Origin of the sequence: Flavobacterium sp. YO64, assembly GCF_004119505.1 — a bacterium.
Taxonomy (GTDB): Bacteria; Bacteroidota; Bacteroidia; order Flavobacteriales; family Flavobacteriaceae; genus Flavobacterium; species Flavobacterium oncorhynchi.
The window spans coordinates 85,355-107,368 of the sequence record NZ_NRQV01000008.1 but is presented as its reverse complement, the minus strand read 5'-3'; the positions used below and the strand labels follow the sequence as shown (position 1 = coordinate 107,368).

Annotated in this window: 12 protein-coding genes; 8 read left to right on the top strand and 4 right to left on the bottom strand. The window is 33.8% G+C overall.

From position 1 onward, the window contains the following. Positions 1-22: 22 nt before the first annotated feature. From BOW57_RS07720 to BOW57_RS07710, 3 genes are all read right to left on the bottom strand, one after another. Complete coding sequence (locus BOW57_RS07720; RefSeq protein WP_129053639.1) at positions 23-1,396, bottom strand: sugar MFS transporter; 1,374 nt, start codon at positions 1,394-1,396, stop codon at positions 23-25. 172 nt (positions 1,397-1,568) lie between these two features. Continuing rightward, the gene (locus tag BOW57_RS07715; RefSeq protein WP_129053638.1) at positions 1,569-2,441 is read right to left on the bottom strand and encodes a sugar phosphate nucleotidyltransferase; all 873 of its coding nucleotides are present in this window, start codon (positions 2,439-2,441) and stop codon (positions 1,569-1,571) included. Positions 2,442-2,450: 9 nt separating this feature from the next. Next, on the bottom strand, positions 2,451-3,542 hold the full coding sequence (locus tag BOW57_RS07710; RefSeq protein WP_129053637.1) for a mevalonate kinase: 1,092 nt from the start codon (positions 3,540-3,542) through the stop codon (positions 2,451-2,453). Between the two features lie 231 nt (positions 3,543-3,773). Between BOW57_RS07710 and BOW57_RS07705 the strand changes: the two genes are divergently transcribed. Then, positions 3,774-4,811, top strand: coding sequence for a LacI family DNA-binding transcriptional regulator (locus tag BOW57_RS07705; protein WP_129053636.1), 1,038 nt, complete (start codon positions 3,774-3,776; stop codon positions 4,809-4,811). Positions 4,812-4,980: 169 nt separating this feature from the next. Here the strand turns inward: BOW57_RS07705 and BOW57_RS07700 are convergent, their stop codons facing one another. Next, positions 4,981-5,619, bottom strand: a complete 639-nt coding sequence (locus BOW57_RS07700) for a sugar-binding protein (RefSeq protein WP_129053635.1) — start codon at positions 5,617-5,619, stop codon at positions 4,981-4,983. Positions 5,620-6,293: 674 nt separating this feature from the next. On the opposite strand from BOW57_RS07700, the gene BOW57_RS07695 reads away from it, so the two are divergent. The 7 genes from BOW57_RS07695 to BOW57_RS07665 all read left to right on the top strand — a co-directional run bounded on the left by BOW57_RS07695 (position 6,294) and on the right by BOW57_RS07665 (position 22,009). Continuing rightward, positions 6,294-9,392: a TonB-dependent receptor gene (locus BOW57_RS07695; protein WP_129053634.1), complete on the top strand. Its 3,099-nt coding sequence runs from the start codon at positions 6,294-6,296 to the stop codon at positions 9,390-9,392. Positions 9,393-9,430: 38 nt separating this feature from the next. Beyond that, positions 9,431-10,942, top strand: coding sequence for a RagB/SusD family nutrient uptake outer membrane protein (locus tag BOW57_RS07690; RefSeq protein ID WP_129053633.1), 1,512 nt, complete (start codon positions 9,431-9,433; stop codon positions 10,940-10,942). 100 nt (positions 10,943-11,042) lie between these two features. Beyond that, positions 11,043-12,455, top strand: a complete 1,413-nt coding sequence (locus tag BOW57_RS07685; RefSeq protein ID WP_129053632.1) for an aryl-sulfate sulfotransferase — start codon at positions 11,043-11,045, stop codon at positions 12,453-12,455. Between the two features lie 11 nt (positions 12,456-12,466). Next, positions 12,467-13,459 (top strand): c-type cytochrome, encoded by a 993-nt coding sequence (locus tag BOW57_RS07680; protein WP_089055131.1) that lies wholly within the window; start codon positions 12,467-12,469, stop codon positions 13,457-13,459. 39 nt (positions 13,460-13,498) lie between these two features. Further along, the gene (locus BOW57_RS07675) at positions 13,499-16,504 is read left to right on the top strand and encodes a glycoside hydrolase domain-containing protein (protein ID WP_241687411.1); all 3,006 of its coding nucleotides are present in this window, start codon (positions 13,499-13,501) and stop codon (positions 16,502-16,504) included. A gap of 205 nt (positions 16,505-16,709) precedes the next feature. Continuing rightward, a complete protein-coding gene (locus BOW57_RS07670; RefSeq protein WP_129053631.1) occupies positions 16,710-19,805 on the top strand; it encodes a DUF5107 domain-containing protein in 3,096 nt (1,031 codons plus the stop codon). 20 nt (positions 19,806-19,825) lie between these two features. Further along, positions 19,826-22,009 carry a M1 family metallopeptidase gene (locus BOW57_RS07665; protein WP_129053630.1) on the top strand — a complete coding sequence of 728 codons (2,184 nt, stop codon included), beginning with the start codon at positions 19,826-19,828 and terminating at the stop codon, positions 22,007-22,009. The last annotated feature ends 5 nt before the right edge of the window (positions 22,010-22,014 follow it).

The window sequence follows — 22,014 nt, the reverse complement described above, 5'->3', positions numbered from 1 at the left end:
GTTTATTTTAATTTCTCATTATTCACCAACTTCTATATTTATGACCTTTTACTGCATAAAAAAGAATCATTAAATAAGATGGCAGCAGCATTAAATAAGCAATTTGGTTTCCGCTTTTAGAAACCGCCTGCGTTCCATCTGCGATATTTGATGCGTTTATAGTTTCTGTAATCAGACCGTAAAACAAAGGAAAGATTGCGCCGCCAATGATCCCCATAATCAAAATGGCACTTCCTATTTTAGTATATCCGCCTAGATCTTCAAGTGCCATTGGCCAAATTGCAGGCCAGCAAAGTGCGTTTGCCAAACCAAGTAATGCTACTAAAAGTATTACAACCGGCAAATTTGGAACTCCTGGCAATTGTACCATTATATTTGGCGAGATCAAGACGATTGCTAAAACCAAAATTATACCTAAAACTCCTGAAGCTTTTAAAGCAGTTACCTGAGAAAGGTATTTTGGGATTAGTGATATTCCTAAAATATATCCCACAACCATTGCCGACATTGTAAATGAAGTTAATTTTAAATAAAAATTCCCTTCATCACCATAAACTCCCAATTGTTTTCCGAAACCTCCGATAGAATCTCCGGCTAAAACTTCGGCTGCTAAATAAAGCATCAAAGTTACAACTCCTAATACTAATTGTGGGCGTTTGAATGCGTTTTTAATTTGCTTAAAAATACTCAAATTTGTTATATTTCCATCTTCATCAAGATCAATTTCAGGAAGCGGCGATAATTTTACCAATATTGCAAGAACAACAATAATCAACCCCATGTAAATATATGGTGTCTGTAATTGCAAAGCCAAAGCATTTAAAGCGTTTGCTTTTGAAGCGGAATCCAACAGCGCAATTTTATCTGCAGTAAAGTCCTGCATGTTTGACAACACTAAAGCTGTTAATATAATTGGCGCAACAAATCCAGCCATCTTATTTGCAATTCCTAAAACACTGATTCTTGCTGCTGCACTTTCTCTAGGACCTATTACAACTACATACGGGTTAGCTGCGGTTTGCAATATCGCCAAACCTGTTCCCATAATAAATAAAGCGATCAAAAACAGCAAAAAAGTTCTGCTTTCTGCAGCTGGGTAAAACATAAATGCTCCAGCGGCTATGATAAGTAATCCTAATGAAATACCATTTTTATAACCTACTTTTTCAATTACCCAAGAGGATGGAACTGCCATTACAAAATAGGCAATATAAAAAGCAAAAGTTACAAAATAGGCTTGAGAAGAGGTTAATTCACAAGCTAATTCAAAAAACGGAATTAGTGGTCCGTTTAACCACGTTACAAATCCGAGAATAAAAAACAAAGCGGTCAAGATGACCATCGGAATAATTGCACTCCTTTTGTTTATTTGTATGGCGCTTTCAATGTTTGACATAATACTTTTGGGTTGATAGTTAATAGTTTTTTTATTTTCAACCTAAATTTAGTACCAACACTCACAATCGGTATGCGTATTTTATGCATTTTTATGCATTTTTTTTGCATTGCAAAAGTAATCTAATATGTTGTATTCTGCCCTAAATTAGATATAAATTTTTTGTTAATTTTTATTCCCAGTTCAAAACCGGATAATACTTTTTAAGATATTCTTTTACTTCTGCAATATCTTCTTTTGCAGTTAAATCGGGAACATGTTCTGAAAATGGAATTCCTAATGTTGTTCCTGGGTTTTCTTTTACTGAATTCAAAAGTACTGTAGGAAGCTCTTTTTCATCGCGCTCTGGATTTACCGGACAATTTTTAAGATGTGTGTACAAAGTGCTTCCGTTAAATTTAAAAGCATTCATACTTACTCTTATTTTACCATCAACGTCTTTATAATTTTCTAAATCTGCTGCTGTTGGCTTCTCTAGAATATCCAATAATTGATTATTTTCATCTAGTTTAGCAATCGCAAAACGCGAAATTCTCTCAAGCGGAAAATCAAGTGCATCGCGATCGTAACTGATAAATGCGTTTGGACTATTTGTTTCGCGAAGTGCTTGTAAGGCTTCTGCTGAATATAAATTATCACTGTTGCAAACTGAGTATTCTTGCAGGTTTAATTCAGGAAACTGCATTACGGCTTGAAACAAAGCATCGGCAGTCCCAAATGGTTTTACTCTTCCTTCAGGAATATATTGTACTGCAAATGAAATATTGAGTCCATGAAAATCATTATCTATATTTTTACTTCCGTAAAACTCTTTAAACAACTCTCCCTGCTCTCCAATAATAATATAGATATTTGTATAACCTGCTTTTTTTGCATTTAATAAAAGATAATCTAATAAAGGTCTTCCGCTTGAACCAACTCCTATTAAACCTTTGCTTCTTTCATTGGCTTGCGCTATTTCTTCGGGTGATAAATTGTCTAAAACTGCTTCTTTTTTCATACGGGATGATGCTCCGCCCGCAAGAATAACTAAATTGTTGTGCATACTTATTTTTTAAATTTCAATGTTTTCTATAGTTCTTACTCCAGGATCCACATTTACAGCATATGCTTCCTGTGCTCCTGCGTCTAAAATGGCTTCGATTACAGCGTTTTCAATTTGCGGATCTGCAATTACTACAATACTTCCACCGCCGCCAGAACCTACAATTTTGGCTCCGTAAGCACCTGCTCGCAAGGCAGCATTAATCATAGCATCAATTCTAGGAACTGTAATTTTTAATAGATCACGTAAAACTTCGTGATGCTGATTCATTAATTCTCCAATTTTTTTAAGATCTAAAACTGGTTTTTCAAACTCTTTTAAAGCTTCTTTTGTGTAATGATAATTTTTAAGAGCGGCTTCAAAAAACGGAATTAAACGATCTGGCAGACAATTTCGATAGCGATCAAAATCTTCAATTTTTGAGGCATGCAGATCAAAATCCGGGAAATTTTGTTTAACAATACCTATAGACATTAATGCATTTCCTTTTATTTCTCCAATCAAACCAATTGTTTCTTTAGGAACACCAGAAACTCCTGTAATTAAACCTTTCAATCCTGTTCCGATAATTCTATAAGAAAAAGGCTGTTTTGTATTAATATACACGATGTTCCCTACTCCAATACTAAAATGATCCATCATTCCGCCCGGTTCTCCATGCTCTAAAACTTCAGATTCATATCCTAATTTCGACAAAAATTCAGGAGTTACTTCATGATCAATTCCGAAGGCATCGATTAAAAAACGAATCCAAGCCATCAATAAGGCTGATGAACTTGACGTTCCAGAATTTATTGGAATATCGCCGGTAATTGTAATTGTATAACCTGTGTTTGGCACACAACCGTATCTGCGTAGTACGCGCAGTGACGAAGCAAAATAATCACGAGGCTCTAGTTTCTCAAAAGCGGCGTTAATATCAATGATTCTAACTTCATCAATGTCGATCATGTTTAGAACAAAAGTATTGGTGCTATTTTGTTCTGCGGTTAGTTTTATATTTCGATCTATTGCACAGGCAATAACCGGCAATCCTAAATAATCTTGATGATCTCCAAAGAGACATGTCCGACCTGGGGCTAATGAAGTAATTTTTTTCATTTAAAAAGAGTCATTAAATCATTATATAACAATAGTTTATAATGATTTCTTGGTTATGGATATTTTTTTGATTTTCAATTTTAACTCCACGAAACTATCGATTATATTTTTATAAAACAAGTAAAATTAAAAAAATGTGCTCGAACACACCTTAAAAATGTCCTCGAGCACACTAAATAATTATGAAGTGCTATTTTAAATAATCAAATCAAAGTTTCTATATTTGCTTATATGGATAAAAAGTACACAATTAAGGATATTGCAAAAATGGCAGGAGTTTCTAAAGGAACTGTTGACAGAGTCTTGCATAACAGAGGGAAGGTTTCTCCTACAGCACTTGACAAAATAAACGAGGTTTTGAATGTGATTAACTATGAACCTAACTTAATTGCTCGTAATTTAAAAAACAATAAGATTTATCGTATTTGTGTTTTGCTGCCTGATCCGGAAATAGATCCGTACTGGCTGCCATGTGTAAACGGCATTCAAGATGCAAAAACTGAATTTAAAGCTTACAGCGTTATTATTGAAACACACTATTTTAATCCTGAAAGTACTAAATCATTTTTAAGTACAAACGAAAAAATCATCAATCAATCGCCTGATGCGGTTTTAATAGCGCCTTTATTTCATAAAGAAACTCTTGAAATTATTAAGCAGTATGACGAATTGAATATTATGGTTAATACTTTTAATAACCAAGTTGAATCTTCTTCTATCAAGAGTTTTGTTGGACAAGATTTATACAAAAGCGGTCGTGTTGCTGCCAGTTTAATGAATTTGATTTTACCAAAAGGTCAAATTGCAATTATACACATTGATGAAAGCCTTAAAAATGCAGTTCACATGCAGAAAAAGGAACAAGGTTTTAGAAATTATTTTGAAGAGAAAAATCTTTCTGATTTCAATTTAACAACTTTAAAACTAAAACACTCAAATATCGAGACTAAATTCAACGCTTTTTTAGAAGAACATCCTAATTTGAAAGGTATTTTTATTACGACTTCTAAAGCGTATCAAATTGCTTCTCTATTGACTTCTGCAAAAGACAAAAAAATTGCAATTATTGGTTATGATTTAATTGAGAAGAATGTAAACTTCTTAAATAAAGGTTTGGTTCATTTTTTAATTCACCAAAATCAAAAAAGACAAGCTTATTTAGGTGTCAGTACTTTAGTTGAACACTTTTTATTTAGAAAAGATATTCCTGAAACTATTTTACTTCCTATCGATATTATTAATGTCGAAAATGCTTCGTTTTACGCTTAATCCGTTTTGCCGCGAAGACAGACACCAAGTTTTTTAAAATCATATATACACTAAAAATCTAATCTGCTAAATTTGCAAACCAAAAATGGAACGCAAATTTAGCAGATTAGATTTTTTTGTTTTAAAACCTCCGAAACTCTGCCCCTTTGAACCTTTGCCTCTAAAAAAACTATTTCATCAAAATAAATCTTCCAAAAGAAGAAGCGGTATGAAAATTAGGTGTTTCAGTATTTGGATTCACCCATGAAATCCAAGTTGGCTCGTATGCGCCATTTTCTGTTTTAGAAAATTTAGCTCTATACACACCGGTTTCAATTATGTTATTCTGAATTAAATCTAATTCTTCAAGTGATTTTACACTGATCTTACCTTCAACTGTAAAAGACTTTTCATCTTTTGAAGCTTTTAAGTGTAAATTATCTTTTGGCCAATTCCAATTAAAGTCAAATTTTCTGTCTGGATAAGCCTCAAAATCCATAGTTCTTGTTTCAGTATCCATTTCGAGACAATAATAAGGAGTTAGTTTCTCATCTTTTCTAAAAAAGAGTTCTACTCTATCTGAGTTTCCGATACTATCAATACTATCATCTTTTTTATCGATATAAACATCAGTATCAAAAACTCTAAAATTAAAAAAGAGATTTTCAAGATCCCAGTAAGCTCTAAATTCAATTTTAGAAATAGAATCACTTTTCCAAGGAGAGCAAAAATCAGTCAAACAGTTTGCTTTTTCCCAAGTATTAAAATCTAAAATTTCATCAGAATTTTGCCCTTGTTTCTCTACTAAAATTACTTGATATTCTTTCACAATTATATTTCTTAAAATTTGTTAATTTTTTTATTTCTTCAAAAACCAAAAATGACACAAAAAAACGTCATTATTTTTTGCTTTTTTTCGAGATCACTAAAGTAGTTTAAAATTAAAGAAAAAAAACACAAACTCAAATAAAAAATAAAAATTGACCCAAAAATATCATTTACCCAATATTATCATTACGAATTTCATAAAGTTTTAATAAAACAACACCGTCAATACAACAAAATAACCTTTTCAAGTAAAAAACCCTCAATTTTACTGATCTTTTTAATCGCTGCTTAATTTGTAGATATTCTATCTTTTTAAGTAAAAAAAAATGTTTTATGTAATTTTATGTGCTCGAGAACATTTTTTTTATGTGTTCGAGCACATTTTTTGTGTTTTTTCTTGTTTAGTAAAAATATAATTGATAGTTTCGTTATATAATAATCTTAAAAATAAGTTAATTAAAGTCTTTTTAAAGCATTTTTTACTCTTATAAAAATGACTAAAAATGGGTAAAAACTCTAAAATTAGGTCAAAAATAAAGAGTGTATTTATGAACGAAAAACGACTCAATTATAATTCGAAAAAAGAGGAAACCTAAATTTAAAACCAAGTAAAAAGAAAAGAAAACCTACAAAACAAAAAACACAATTTTTATTAACCAAAAACCAATTAAGAGTATGAAATTATTAACCCAAAAAAAACCTAGAGACTTTCGGATTAACAATTTATCCGGGAAAGAAATTAAACTCACGATTCTTTCGTTGTTAGTTTTCACATTTCAAGCTTCGGCAGCGACTCCTGTAAATGTGTCTTCTAAAAACAATACTTCGTTGTTTTTTGAAAAAACGGTAAAGGGTAAAGTAACAGATCAAAACGGACTTCCCCTGCCAGGTGTAAACGTAACCATAAAAGGCACCAAAACAGGTGTTCAAACTGATGTTGATGGTAGTTTTGCGATTACCGTTCCTGATAGTGCGACCAAACTTATTATAACATACATTGGTATGGAAGACCAAGAGGTAACAATAGGAAGCGCACCTCTAAAAATTGTTATGAAGGAAGCTGGTCAAAAATTAGAGGAAGTTGTTATTGGATATGGAAAAGCTAGAAAAAAAGACCTTACTGGTTCTGTGAGCTCTGTTGGAAAAGACAATCTAAATTTAGGAGGAACTATTGCCAATGTTGGACAAGCTCTTCAAGGTCGTGCCTCTGGAGTTCAAGTACAACAAAACAGTTATGCTCCTGGAACTACTCCAAATGTTGTTATTAGAGGAGGAAACTCCATTAATAATTCAAATGGACCATTATATGTTGTTGATGGTTTTATTACAAGTTCAGGAGGTTCTATCAGTCCAAACGATATTGAAAACATTCAGATATTGAAAGATGCTTCTTCTACTGCTATTTATGGTTCAAGAGGAGCAAATGGTGTAATCTTGATTACGACTAAAAAAGGAAAATTAGGTAAAATGCAGGTTGAAGCAGAGATTTCTGATGGTTTTCAGAACATCATTAATAAACCTACATTACTAACCGGACAGCAATTTGTTGACATTCAAAATGCAATTCAACTTGAAAACGGAAGACCTCCTCTTTTTCCAGCAAGTCTTCCTGTGGCCAATACAAATTGGTTTGATGCTGCAACGCGTCCGGGTGAAGTACTAAACAGATCTCTTACTTTTAGCGGAAGCGATCAAACATCTAAATTTTTTCTTTCTGGAAATTATATCAAACAAACCGGAGCCATTGAAAATACTGATTTCGAAAGATACAGTGTGAGAATGGGAGGCGAAAAAAGATTTAATAGCAAATTAAATATGGGTACCAATTTTTATGGTGCCGCGACAGAAGGAAATAATAGTGACTTTGGAGATAATATTCTATCGCCAATGTTTTCAATTCAGACTGCCTACCCTAATCTTCCGATCTATAATGCTGATGGGACTTACAATAAATACTTAGGTAAGGATAATGCATTAGCGCTTTTATTAGAGCCAACCGATCATGTTATTAATAGAATGGTTAATGGTAATATGTTTTTAGATTATGAAATTATCAAAGGTCTAACGTATCATTTTGGCGCGGGTGCTGAATGGCAGGAAAACATTCAAGGAAAATATACACCAAGAACTTTAACTGCAGGAGCTGCTTTGAAAGGAACTGGTTCTGAAGAAAATAAAACTTATTTTAGATGGAGTACGGAACAATATTTAACTTATAAGTTTAATATTAAAGAGCAGCATGCGATAACAGCAATGATTGGTACTTCAAATCAAAAAGATACTTACGAAAGAATGAAAGCTTCTGGATCTGGATTTTCGAGTGATGTATTAACTTATTACAATTTACAAGGTGCTGAAGTGTATTTGAAACCAGAAACGCAAAAATTGGAGACAAAATTAACTTCTTATTTTGGAAGGTTAAACTATGCCTTTAATGATAAATACTTAGCTTCTTTTACGCTGAGACGAGACGGTTCTTCTCGTTTTGGACCAAATAATAAGTACGGAACATTCCCTTCTGGTGCTATTGCATGGAAAATCTCTAACGAACCTTTTATGCAAAAATTAGATAAGATTTCTGAACTTAAATTAAGAGTAAGTTACGGTATTACAGGAAATGACGGTATTGGAGATTATGCGTACATGAACACATTAAAATCTTGGGGCGCAACAATTGCTCCTGATAGTTTCGTAGGTGCCAATGAACCTGAAAATTTACCAAATCCTAATTTAAAATGGGAAGAAACAGCGCAAACCAATATAGGTTTAGACATGGGATTTTTAGACAGTAAAATAACGGCAACGATTGATGTGTACAAAAAGAGAACGACTGATGCATTGATCAGAGTGCCTGTTGGTGGATGGTGGGGTTTTAACAATCAAACCATGAACTCTGGAGTTATTGACAACCAAGGTATTGAACTTGGAATTACCACTACAAACTATAGAAATGATAAATTCCTGTGGACAACTTCTTTGAATGTTGCTTACAATAAACAAGAAGTTATATCTCTAGCTGATAATGTTAAAATTATTAGTACTAATACTTCTAACCCAAGCGGAACGGTTTCTGGAAGAGAATTTACAAGATTAGAGCCAGGAAAAGAAATGGGAGTATTGTACGGATTTAAATATGCCGGCGTAATCAAAACTGGAGAAGTTTATGCTCCACAGCCTTTATCTAAACCTGGAGATCCAAAATATGAAGATCTTACGGGAGATGGAAAAATCACTGCTGATGATAGAACATACTTAGGAAATTCTACACCACATTATATTGCAGGTTTCAACAATGATTTTAGATTTGGAAATTTTGATATGAATATCTTTTTTCAAGGAGCTTTTGATTATTCTGTTTATAATATGACAAAAATGGTAGGAGAATCCAGCACAAGCACAGACGCTCTAAATCGTTGGGTAGCTGGAACTAATGAAAACACAGATATTCCAAGAGACGGTTACTACAAAAGTACTTATGGCAGTTACGTAAATTCAAAATTTGTTGAAGATGCATCTTACATTCGTTTAAAAAATGTTTCTATCGGATATTCTATTCCAGAAAGTGCATTAAGACAAGTAAAATTTATCGACAATATTAGATTGTATGCTATAGGACAGAATTTATTGACCATAACAAATTATTCTGGAAACGACCCTGAAATAAATGGACATACAAGCAGCTCTACAGCGCAAAACATTGGTGGAGGAATTGATTTTAACTCTTTCCCAGCTTCTAGAACGTTTATTTTAGGCATAAAAGTGACTATTCACTAGTCTAAAAAGCTTTTTTAGTAACATTTAAATTTATTAAAATGAAAAAACATACAATATTATTACTATTACTAGCTGCTGGAGTACAATTTTCCTGTAATCAGGATCTTGAACCTACGGTATATAGTAGTTTGACAAATACCAATGGGTATCAAACAAAGTCAGATGCTATTGCTGCAGTCAATTCCGTTTATGGCAGACTAAAAGGTCCTTCTGTGGGCGATAACTTTTCGTACTGGGCCACAAGACACTTTGCTCTAACAGATATTGCTACAGATTTAGGTCATTGCCAATTTGGTGGAGATCCAGGGCAATTGTCATTAGGAACTTGGAATTCTAGTAACGGATTGCTTCAAGAAGACTGGAATGCGATGTATAAATTGATTGCCAATGCAAATAACGCAATTTTTAATATCGCCAAAATGTCTGGAATAACTGCTGCCGAAAAAGCACAATTTATTGCTGAAGCCAAATTTTTGAGAGCATCTTCATACATGGACTTAACAGATTCTTGGGGGCCTGTAATTTTAATTACAGAAGCTAATTTAGGAAACCCAGCTTACTTAGAACAAATAGCTCCTTCATCAGTAGAAGAAATAGATGCTTTCCTGATCAAAGAATTGAATGAAGCTGCAGATGTACTGCCTTTAAATTACCAGAATAATCCAATTTATGGTACTAATGATGTAGCTCGTGCTACTAAAGGCGCTGCACTTACATTATTGGCAAAGTTATACCTGCGCAGTCATGATTGGCAAAAAGTAGCAACACTTACGCAGCAAGTAATGAACTTGAACCAGTACAGTCTTTACCCGTCATATTTAGGATTATTTAAAGAAAGTAACAAATGGTGCTCAGAAAATATCTTTTCTTCGCTTAGTGATGCAAATGTAAACGGAACAGAATTATTGAACCATTTTGGGCCGACAGATCATCCAGTTGTACAAAACAGATGGCAATATTATACAGTAAACTGGGATTTCTTCAATACATTTGGTAATGAAGATGATAGAAAAAAATGTTTCTTTCCAGAGTTTATGGGATCAGATGGCTTATTGCACAAGCAAGCACCAACATTGGGTGCGCAGCCTCCTGCTGGCGTACTTTATATGCCGGATGTAGCAACTAGAAAATATGCTGATGATGAAACTACAACGTATTATGACGGTCATAGTGTGAATATTTTACGTTATGCAGATGTATTATTAAGCAGAGCTGAAGCCTTAAATGAAATCAGCGGCCCAACGGCTGAAGCTGTAGATCTTATTAATCAAGTAAAAGGAAGATCACATGCAAAACTATTAATTCTATCAGAACATACTCAGGCTTCATTAAGAGATGCTATTTTACAAGAAAGAGGATGGGAACTTTTTTATGAAGGAAAACGTCGTGCTGATTTAATCAGAATGAATAAATATGATGTTCTGGTAAATGCTTATCACCTTAGAGTTGGCGAAGCTGCACTTATCAAAATGCCGCAAAACAAATATTATACTTACCCGCAAAGTCAAGTTGATCTTAATCCAAAATTGAGTAATGCTGACAGGCAATAAATAAATTTTAAATCAGGAATAGACAGTTAAATAATCTGTCTATTCTTGATTTTTTTATACAAAAAAGCACTTTTCTGTTTCATTCAAAAAAGCCTTTATAATGATCAAAAAACTAATTTTAAAATGGAGCTTTATTTTGGTAATACTTGCATTTGCAAGCTGTTCCAAAAAACAAGGTAATTATATCACAAAAATTAATATTGGGACTCATAGTAACAACGAATTGAAAATTCAAATCGTTGTTACTACGAATGACGATGTACAGGTATATGCCGAATATTGGACTGCAAAAAATGGAACTAAAAACAAGATAATTTCTCCAATCTCAAAAAAAGGGCTTTCGCATTCTTTAGTGCTTCTTAATATAATTCCCGAAACTGACTATAATTTTAAACTAATTACAGTACAAGGAAATGAAAAAGACAGCAGTAAAGTGTACAATTTTAAATCACGAAAACTGCCAGAATGGCTGCAAAAAAAGTTCAAAGCAAATTCTCCAAAACCGGAACTTTTACCGCAAAACTTCAAAAAAGGGTTTATGCTTATGGCTAAAAGAGAAACACCGGGAACAGCTTTTATTGTTGATTACAAAGGAAATATTAGATGGTATCATACAGTAGAAAATACTGGTTTTAAAGTAACACATTTCACAAAAGAGCAAACTATACTTTCTATTCTAGGAACCAATGATGAACCTACAAGTTACGGCAGTGAAATTCTAGAAATTAACCTGCAGGGCGATACTTTAACACATATTAAAAAAGGACAAGGGGATCTTAAACAAGTTATCCATCATGAAATCATAAAAAAATCAGCAAATGAGATTGTTACTTTATTTGTTGATGCTAAAATAACAGACTTATCTGCAATTGGTGGAAAAAAGAGAGACACTATAAATGGTGATGGAATCCTGATTCTAGACAAAAAAGGAAAACAAATTTGGAAATGGAGTGTTTTTGATGATCTCGATCCAATGAAAGACAAAGCTTTATTGAAAACTAAAAAAGACTGGATGCACGCCAACAGCCTAAATTATGATAAAGACGGTAATTTTTTAATCTCTTTTTACAACAATGGACAAATTTGGAAAGTTGATTCTAAATCTGGAAAAGTAATTTGGAAATTAGGAAGAAACGGCACTATGAAAATGGCTAAGGATAGCGATTTCTCGCAGGCACACGCAGCACATATTAATCAAGACGGAAGTTTAATGTTTTTTGATAATGGTGTAGACAAAAAGCAATCATCAGTTTTTGCACTTAAAGTAGACGAAAAAAACAAAGCAGTACAACTTGATTTTCATGTAAATCTGCCAAAAGATATTTACAACGATAGAATGGGAAGCGCCTATATGATTAATAAAGATCTCATATTAGTCTGCTGTTCCAAAAGACATATAACGGTTTTAACCAACAAAAAAGGAGTATTACTTTGGGCTTTAGAGTCAGAAATACCACCTTATCGCGTACAATTTATTCCAGAAGAAAACATGAAACCTTTTCTTTTAAATTAAAAAATTTAGTCATGAAAAAAATAATTCTTATTGGACTCTTTTCAGCATTGCCAATTGTTGTTTTCAATTCCTGCACCAAATCCAACTCTCAGACTTTGGCAGCCAAAACCACTGCTGATGATGAAGGTTATATTAGCATCGATACTTCAAAAATTCCAGATGATGAATTTGGAGAATCTGTACGTTATGGCCGTGAATTGATGCTGAAAACGGCTTATTATATTGGTCCAAATGGTATTAACGGAAAATATTTAGGCAACAAAATGAATTGTACCAACTGTCATCAAGATGCTGGTACAAAACCTCATGCCTTCAATTTAATGTCCTCACATGATAATTATCCTCAGTATCGCGGACGCGAAAACAAAGTGCTTACACTTGCTGAACGTGTAAACAATTGTGTAATGAGACCACACTCAGGAAAACCGCTTCCGCTTGACGGAAAAGAAATGGTTGCTTTTTTATCCTATTTTAAATGGATCAGCAAATTTGTTCCAAAAGACGGACAATTTAAAGGCGCAAAAAATCTAGAAATTGAGTTTCCAGATGTTGCGGCAAGTCCAGAAAGAGGAAAAGCTTTATTTACTGAAAACTGTGCACGCTGTCACGGAAATGATGGTGAAGGAGTTTATAATGCAGATAAGTCAGGCTATACTTACCCGCCTTTATGGGGAAAATATGCCTATCAGCCCGGCTCAAGTATGCACCGCGTTATCAAACAAGCACAATGGTTAAAAAGCAATATGCCGTATGACAAAGTAACTTTAGGAAAACCATATCTTACAGATGCTGAAGCACTAGATATTGCTGCCTACGTAAATAATGATGCCATTCATGAAAGACCAAATCCTAAAACGTTAGATTATCCTAATAAAATGGGAAAACCTATTGATTATGCACACAGCCCTTTTAGTGATAATTTTTCTGAAGAACAACATAAATACGGACCATATAAACCTATTATCGCCTATTGGAAAAAAAACGGATGGAAAGCCGTTTACTAAATAATAAAGCACACTTTTTAACTTGAACATAAAAACACAATGAAACTAAACCTAAAAAACAACGAAATACTAAGCAGCATATTGATTATGTGTCTTTTCATTTTCAGTATTCCATTGACTGCACAAGTAAAATATACAGACGGAAACGACAGTTGGAATCCTAATTTACTAGGAAATCATCGTGTTCTTGTTAACTTTTCCGGTACAGGAAATATCGCTAAAACTACGATTGAGTGGCGCAGAAGAGATGAGAAACCTGAACTTAAAAAAATTATTGTTCAAGATGCTGCTGGCAAAGAAGTTCTTAATGTAAAAACAGAAAACATCAACAGAGAAAACGGAACAATTTACTTTGAACCAATTTCTGGTAAAGGAACTTATTACGTTTATTATATGCCTTATATTGACGAAGGCACAGCCAATTATCCTAAAGGAATTTACGCTAAAGCAGAAAACAAAGCAGATGCTCAATGGATTTCTAAAATAAAAACAGGTTTAAAAGACAATTGTACTGTTACAGAAATTCAAAGTATAAACGCCTTTAATAGTTTTTATCCGATGGAAGTAATTGCAACAGCTGCCGAAACTTCTGCTATTATTGCTAAAAACAGCGGCAGTACTTTTTTGGTTTTCCCAGAAGACAGACTGCATTCTATTCGAATGAAAAGTGATTTACCACAACGCTGGATCGAAAAAGGAGTACAAAACAATTTTTCTGATACGGCAAAGAAAGGTGAATATTTAGCTTTTCAATTAGGAGTATACGCTCTTGAAGATTTAAAAAATGTAAAAGTATCTTTTACGAATTTAGTAAGTACAACTGGAGCAGCAATAGAAGGGAAAGACATCAGCTGTATCAACACTGACGGAACTAAATATGACGGAACTCCTTTTACCAATACTGTTTCTGTTTCAAAAGGAAAAGTTCAGGCAATGTGGTGCGGCATTGACGTTCCGCAAACTGCTGCCGCAGGAAATTATACAGGAAAAGCAACTGTTACCGCTGACGGAAAATCTACAGCAATCACACTTCAAATAACAGTAACTAATGAAGTTACTAAAAACGGAGGTATTGACAGCCCAGAAAAAATGACTCGTTTAAAATGGTTAAACTCTACATTAGCTCAAGAAAATACCGTAATTGCACCTTATACTCCACTAGTAGTAAAAGATGCTGAAATCTCTTTATTAGGTAGAAAGTTAGTTTTAGGAACTGACGGTTTTCCAACTCAAATACAAACTTTTTTCACGCCCGAAATGACAACTGTCACTACAAAACCAAATGATATTTTGAGTGCTCCAATAACATTTCATTTTGTAGATGCAGCAGGAAAAGAATCGCTGCAATGGAAAAACAACGGTTTAAAATTCACTAAAAAAGAGGCTGGAACCGTTTCTTGGGAAAGTACATCTACATCAAAATCAGTTCAAATGGATGTAAATGCCGGAATTGAATTTGATGGATTTTTACATTATACTGTTAAAGTTACTGCTTTAGAAGATGCTTCATTCAACGACATTAATTTTCAGTTACCAATGCAGCCAACATCTGCAAAATATATGATGGGACTTGGTCAAAAAGGCGGTGATCGTCCTGCATCTTTTGACTGGAAATGGGATGTTGCACACAAAAATCAAGATGGCGCTTGGATTGGTGCTGTAAATTCTGGATTACAATTTTCTTTGAGAGACGAAAAATACAGCCGTCCGTTAAACACTAATTTCTATTTGCAAAAACCATTATTACTACCAACTTCTTGGGGTAACGAAAACAAAGGCGGAATAACCATTACACCAAATCAAAAATCTGTTTTGGTAAACGCATACAGCGGCGCTCGCAGCATGAAAAAAGGAGATGTTTTGTATTATAACTTTACATTATTGATCACTCCATTTCATACTATCAATACAGATTTTCAATGGGATAATAAATTTTATCACAAATACAGCCCAATCGATTCTATTGCTCAAACTGGTGCAACGGTAATCAATATTCACCACGCAAATGCTATTAATCCTTATATAAATTATCCTTTTATCGAATTTAAAAAGATGAAAAACTATATTGATGAAGCACACCAAAAAGGTTTAAAAGTAAAAATATACAATACCGTAAGAGAAGTTTCGAATAAAGCTTATGAAACTTTTGCTTTAAAAAGCTTAGGTCATGAAATCTATTCTCCAGGAAAAGGCGGCGGATTTTCTTGGCTTCAAGAACACGTAGGCGATGATTATATCGCAGCTTGGTTTGTTCCTGAAATTAAAGATGCGGCAATTGTAAACAGCGGTATGAACCGTTGGCATAACTACTATGTAGAAGGAATGAACTGGTTAACACAAAACGTTGGTATCGACGGAATTTATTTGGATGATGTTGCTTTTGACAGAATCACAATGAAACGTATTAAAAGAGTTTTAACCAAAGACGGTCACCCAGGAATTATCGATTTGCATAGTGCTAATCAGTACAACAAAAGCGATGGTTTTAATAACAGCGCCAATTTATATATGGAGCACTTTCCATACATCAATAAACTATGGTTTGGAGAATACTTTGATTACGAAAAAGGACAACCTGACTTTTTCTTAACTGAAGTAAGCGGGATTCCTTTTGGACTAATGGGTGAAATGCTGCAAGATGGAGGAAATCCGTGGAGAGGAATGGTTTACGGAATGACAAACAGACTTCCGTGGAGTAACAATGCTGATCCTAGAAATATTTGGAAATTATGGGATTCTTTCGGAATTAAAGGTTCTGAAATGATTGGATATTGGAGTGAAAACTGTCCCGTAAAAACAAGTAATGATAAAGTTTTAGCAACTGTTTACAAAAAGAACGGAACAGCATTAATTTCTATTGCAAGCTGGGCTGATGCCGATGTAAATGTGAAATTGAACATCGATTGGAAAAAACTTGGAATAAATCCTGCCAAAGCAACAATTACAGCTCCAGAAGTTATCAATTTCCAGCCTGCAAAAACTTTTACTGCAAAAGATGAAATTCCAGTAGCAAAAGGAAAAGGATGGTTATTGATTGTTAAATAAATTCATGCATTTAAGCTCCAGCGGAGCGTAATATTTATAGTGCTTTTCTACAATTTAATTAAAAGCTCCAGCGGAGCGATATATTAATTTGATTACGAAAAATATCACCCCTCTAGGGCTTATTTGAAACAAACATTAATTTCTATAAATATAACGTCCCGCTGGGACTTCATACTATCTAAAAACTAAATAAATAGCTCTCCACATGAAACTAAGGCCATTTTTATCGATTTTACTTTTTGGAAGCCTGTTTGTCAATGCACAAAATAAACCAACTATCAAGGAATATAAAAAGGTGTTTACAACCTATCCTTTTTCAGATCCAGATCCAATTCCTAAACCAGATACAAAAGTTTATCCGTACTATCGTTTTGATGGTTTTACAGATAAACCTGTGCAAAAGGAATGGAAAGTTGTCGAACTTGAAAACGATTATATTAAGTTGACAATTCTGCCTGAAATTGGCGGAAAAGTGTGGTCGGCCATAGAAAAATCAACTGGAAAAGATATTGTTTACAACAACCATGTTATCAAGTTTAGAGACATTGCTATGCGTGGTCCATGGACAAGCGGAGGTGTTGAAGGAAATTATGGTATTATCGGACACACTCCAAACTGTGCAACTCCTGTAGATTATACCACCATAACTAGAGAAGACGGCAGTGTAAGCTGTATTATTGGTGTTTTAGATTTACTAACCCGTACTTCATGGAAATTAGATATTAATCTACCAAAAGACAAAGCCTATTTTACGACCAATTCGTTTTGGTTTAATTCGACCGAGTCAGAACAGCCTTATTATACTTGGATGAATACTGGTATTAAAGCAGCAGGAAATTTACAGTTTATTTTCCCAGGGCAAAGCTACATTGGTCATAATGGAGAACACAACGAATGGCCGATTGATAAAAAAAACGGCAAAGATTTATCGTATTATAAAAACAATGATTTTGGCGGTTATAAATCGTATCATGTTTTTGGAAAACACAATGATTTCTTTGGCGGCTATTACCATGATGAAGATTTTGGAATGGGAAGATATGGCAATTATGATGACAAACCCGGCAAAAAAATCTGGATTTGGGGATTGTCGCAGCAGGGAATGATTTGGGAAAAACTGCTTACAGATACTGATGGTCAATATGTAGAAGTGCAAAGCGGCAGATTATTTAATCAAGCAAGTGAAGGCAGCAATTTAACTCCTTTTAAACAACGCTCTTTTGCACCGTATCAAACTGATTCTTGGACAGAATATTGGTTTCCTGTAAAACAAACTAAGGGTTTTGTAAAAGCGAATAATTATGGCGCTGTAAACGTAAAACATGAAAACGGGTGGCTGAAAATCTACTTCTCTCCGCTTCAAAAATTAAATGAAAAATTGGAAGTTTTTGATAATGGAAAAAAAATCTATTCTAAAGATATTTCAGTTAATACCTTACAAGTATTCAAAGATTCTATTCAAACTGCAGTTGATCAAAACAAATTAAGATTGACAATTGGAGACAATAAACTAGTTTGGAATTCGGCACCAGAAGACGGAAATCTAAACCGTCCATTAGAAGTTCCAAAAGATTTTGATAACAATTCAATGTACGGATTATATCTGCAAGGCAAAAACTACATCAGTTTTAAAGATTATATAAAAGCGGAGGAAAAGCTAAACGAGTGTCTTAAAAAAGATCCAAACTACGCTCCTGCCCTTTCTGATCTTTCCTTATTGCAAATTCGCAAATTTCAATACAAAGATGCAGTCAAATCAGCTGCCAAAGCTTTAGCCATAAATACTTACGATCCTGCTGCAAACTATTATTATGCTTTGGCCAATATGCATTTAGGAAATAATATTGATGCAAAAGACGGATTTGATATTGCTGCCGCTAGTGTCGAATATCGAAGCGCTGCTTATACTGCTTTAAGTCAAATTTATTTTATCGAAAATGACCTAACAAAAGCCATTGAATATGCAGAAAAAAGCTTGCTGAATAATCAAAATAATCTAGAAGGATTACAGCTTTTAGCCGTTATATATCGTTTACAAAACAATAAAAATAAAGCTGTTGCAATCTTGAGTAAAATAAACAATGTTGATCCTTTAAATCATTTTGCGGGATTTGAAAATTTTCTTTGGGCAAATTCAGATGCAGCAAAAATGAATTTCACTTCATTGATACGAAACGAAATGCCAGAGCAAACTTATCTTGAATTAGGAATCTGGTACCAGCATCTGGGCCGCAAGGACGAGGCTTTAAAGGTTTTCTCGACAGCGGCTCCAAGTGCTGAAATTATTTATTGGAAAGCATTTTTAGAAAACAAAGCCGTTGATTTAAGTAAAATTCAACCCGGACTTAGTTTTCCATTTCGTCATGAAACCGCTGTTATACTCGAAGATCTTATTAAGAAAAATGACCAATGGCAGTTAAAATATCATTTGGCTTTAATTGAATGGAATCGCGATAATCTTTCAAAAGCAAAAGAGTTGTTCAATCAATGCGGTTCTAAACCTGCTGATCCCGCTTTTTATGCGGCAAAAGCATCTTTAATGAAAGACAATCCTGAAATCGTGACAGCAAGTTTACAACAAGCTTTAAAACTAGATAATCAAGGATGGAGATATAATAAGCTACTAGCAGAGCATTACATCAGTCTGAAACAATATGACAGAGCACTTGCCATAACAGAACCATTTTATAAAAAGCATAAAGAGAATTATTTAATGGGAATGTTGTATGCTAAAACTTTACTTCTCAATAAAAAATACAGCGAAGCAGATGCCTTTTTAACCAAGTTAGAAATCCTTCCGTTTGAAGGCGCAACCGCAGGAAGACAATTGTATCACGAAGCTAAATTGATGCAGGCTTTAGCCGAAATGAAAAACAAACAATACAAAAAAGCACTACAGCTAATTGCTGATGCCAAACTGTTTCCAGAAAATTTAGGTGTTGGAAAACCATACGACGAAAATATCGATGAAAGATTAGAAAATTGGATGGATTATCAATGTTATACAAGTTTGGGCAGTATAGAAAAAGCTAAAGAATCGTTACAAAAAATCGTTTCTTTTAATCCGAAGATTGATAATACTGTTATGAATTTCTTACCTGCAAATCAACTTATTTCAGCTTGGGCTGTCGAAAAAACATCATCAGCAAAAAAAGCGGAAGAATGGATTCAAAATCAAGCTAAATTATATCCTGAGAACAAAATTGTTCAATGGAGTTTACAAATGTATACTCAAAAGCAATCGGATATTTTAACAGCCGATGAAAAGGACGGAGAAGTTAGAATTATAGAAAAGCTTTAAAAACATATAACTTACACAAAATGAACAAGCTATTTTTAAAATGCACCCTTTTTAGCATTGCTTTATTAGCATGCCAAAACATAGAGGCTCAAAATGCCGAAAAAGATAAAGAGCAATTAGCTATTTACAGAGCAACTCCACTAAAAGTTCACGATCTGGTACACACAAAACTGGAAGTGTCTTTTGATTATGGAAAAAGACATTTGTACGGAAAAGAATGGCTTACTTTAAAACCGCATTTCTATGCAACAGATTCGCTTACTTTGGATGCAAAAGGGATGGATTTTAAAGAAATTTCGATCATAGAAGGAAAGAAAAAAACACCTTTAAAGTACACTTACGACAACGAACAGCTTTTTATTAAACTGGACAGAAAGTATAAAGGTTCTGAAAAATATACCCTTTTTATTGATTATACGGCAAAACCAGCAGAACTGAAAAGCAAAGCCGGCGAATCGATTACCAACTCAAACGGATTGTATTTTATTAATCCTGACGGAAAGGGAGACAAACCAACGCAAATATGGACTCAAGGCGAGACTGAAGCTTCGTCTTGCTGGTTTCCGACAATTGACAAACCAAATCAGAAAACAACTTCTGAAATTGCTATGACAGTTCCATCAAAATATACCACTTTGTCAAACGGTAAATTAACTTCTCAAAAAGTAAATAAAGACGGTACAAGAACGGATGTTTGGAAGATGGAACAGCCAAATGCACCTTATTTGTTTATGATGGCTGTTGGTGATTTTAAAATCTATAAAGATTCTTATAATGGTAAAGAAGTCAGCTATTATTTAGAGCCAAAATATGCGCCTTATGCCAAACAGATTTTTTATAAAACGCCAGATATGATGAATTTTTACAGTAAAATGCTTGGCGTAGAATATCCTTGGGCAAAATATGCGCAAATTGTTGTGAAAGATTATTTTGGAGGTGCAATGGAAAATACTTCAGCAACAGTTCATGGCGAATATGTACAAAAAACAGAACGAGAATTATTAGATGATAATCAAGAAAGTACAATTGCTCACGAACTTTTTCATCAATGGTTTGGAGATTATGTAACAGCTGAATCATGGTCAAACTTAACAATGAACGAATCTTTCGCCACTTTTGGAGAAGTACTTTGGCACGGTCACGACGCTGGACAAGATGCGGAAGACAGATCCCGTTATGAGAAACTTCAAAATTATTTTCGTTCTCAAAAAAATGGTAACAGTCCTATTTTAGCACGTTTTCATTACAAAAACGCCGACGATATGTTTGATAATATCAGCTATTCTAAAGGTTCAATCATTTTGTATGCCATGAAAAATCAAATGGGTGATGAAGCATTTTTTAAAGGATTAAATCATTATTTAACAACGAATGCTTATAAATCTGGCGAACCGCATCAACTGCGTTTGTCGATGGAAGAAGTTACTGGAAAAGACTGGCTGCCTTATTTTGATCAATGGTATTATAATGCTGGAAGTCCGATTCTGGATGTAAATTACAAATACGTTAACGGAAAAATTATTATTACTATCACTCAATCTCAGGATAGTGCTGTACAAACCTTTACATTGCCTCTAAAAGTTGATTTTTATGTAAACGGAACTAAAATAAGAAAGGATATTTTAATTAATAAAAAAGAACAAAGTTTCAGTTTTGACTTTCCTTCAAAACCTGAATTTATAGATCTAGATGCAGATAAAATCTTAGTTGGCGAAGTTAATGTAGATAAAAAAAATGCTTCTGATTATTTATATCAATACAAAAATGCGCCTTCTTACTACAACCGAATTGAAGCTATAAAATTTGCATCAAAAGACAAAAGTCATGATTCGCAGCTTGTATTATTAGCAGGTTTAAAAGATCAACAGGATGATTTGCGAACATTAAGCATCAAAGGAATTGATTTAGGAGATCGTGAAATAAAAGATGCAGCCATTAAAACATTGCTTGACATTGCTAAAAATGATATAAAAACAAATGCCAGAGCTGCTGCAATTGTAAAATTGGCTTCAACAGGAGACTCTTCTTATAAAGCACTGATGATTGAGAGCACAAAAAATCAATCGTATAATGTAATTGCTGCTGGAATTTATGGATTATCTAAATTCTCAACTCAAGAGTCTGATCAAGCTTTAAGCACTTTAGATGATGATACAAAAAATCACCTAACACCAATTATCAAAAAGTTTAATAACCCAAAATAGCACCT

Excerpts from the sequence above, each read along its gene's own strand:
- BOW57_RS07720 (WP_129053639.1), bottom strand. The coding sequence starts at position 1,396 with ATGTCAAACATTGAAAGCGCCATACAAATAAACAAAAGGAGTGCAATT.
- BOW57_RS07715 (WP_129053638.1), bottom strand. The coding sequence starts at position 2,441 with ATGCACAACAATTTAGTTATTCTTGCGGGCGGAGCATCATCCCGTATG.
- BOW57_RS07710 (WP_129053637.1), bottom strand. The coding sequence starts at position 3,542 with ATGAAAAAAATTACTTCATTAGCCCCAGGTCGGACATGTCTCTTTGGA.
- BOW57_RS07705 (WP_129053636.1), top strand. The coding sequence starts at position 3,774 with ATGGATAAAAAGTACACAATTAAGGATATTGCAAAAATGGCAGGAGTT.
- BOW57_RS07695 (WP_129053634.1), top strand. The coding sequence starts at position 6,294 with ATGAAATTATTAACCCAAAAAAAACCTAGAGACTTTCGGATTAACAAT.
- BOW57_RS07690 (WP_129053633.1), top strand. The coding sequence starts at position 9,431 with ATGAAAAAACATACAATATTATTACTATTACTAGCTGCTGGAGTACAA.
- BOW57_RS07685 (WP_129053632.1), top strand. The coding sequence starts at position 11,043 with ATGATCAAAAAACTAATTTTAAAATGGAGCTTTATTTTGGTAATACTT.
- BOW57_RS07680 (WP_089055131.1), top strand. The coding sequence starts at position 12,467 with ATGAAAAAAATAATTCTTATTGGACTCTTTTCAGCATTGCCAATTGTT.
- BOW57_RS07675 (WP_241687411.1), top strand. The coding sequence starts at position 13,499 with ATGAAACTAAACCTAAAAAACAACGAAATACTAAGCAGCATATTGATT.
- BOW57_RS07670 (WP_129053631.1), top strand. The coding sequence starts at position 16,710 with ATGAAACTAAGGCCATTTTTATCGATTTTACTTTTTGGAAGCCTGTTT.
- BOW57_RS07665 (WP_129053630.1), top strand. The coding sequence starts at position 19,826 with ATGAACAAGCTATTTTTAAAATGCACCCTTTTTAGCATTGCTTTATTA.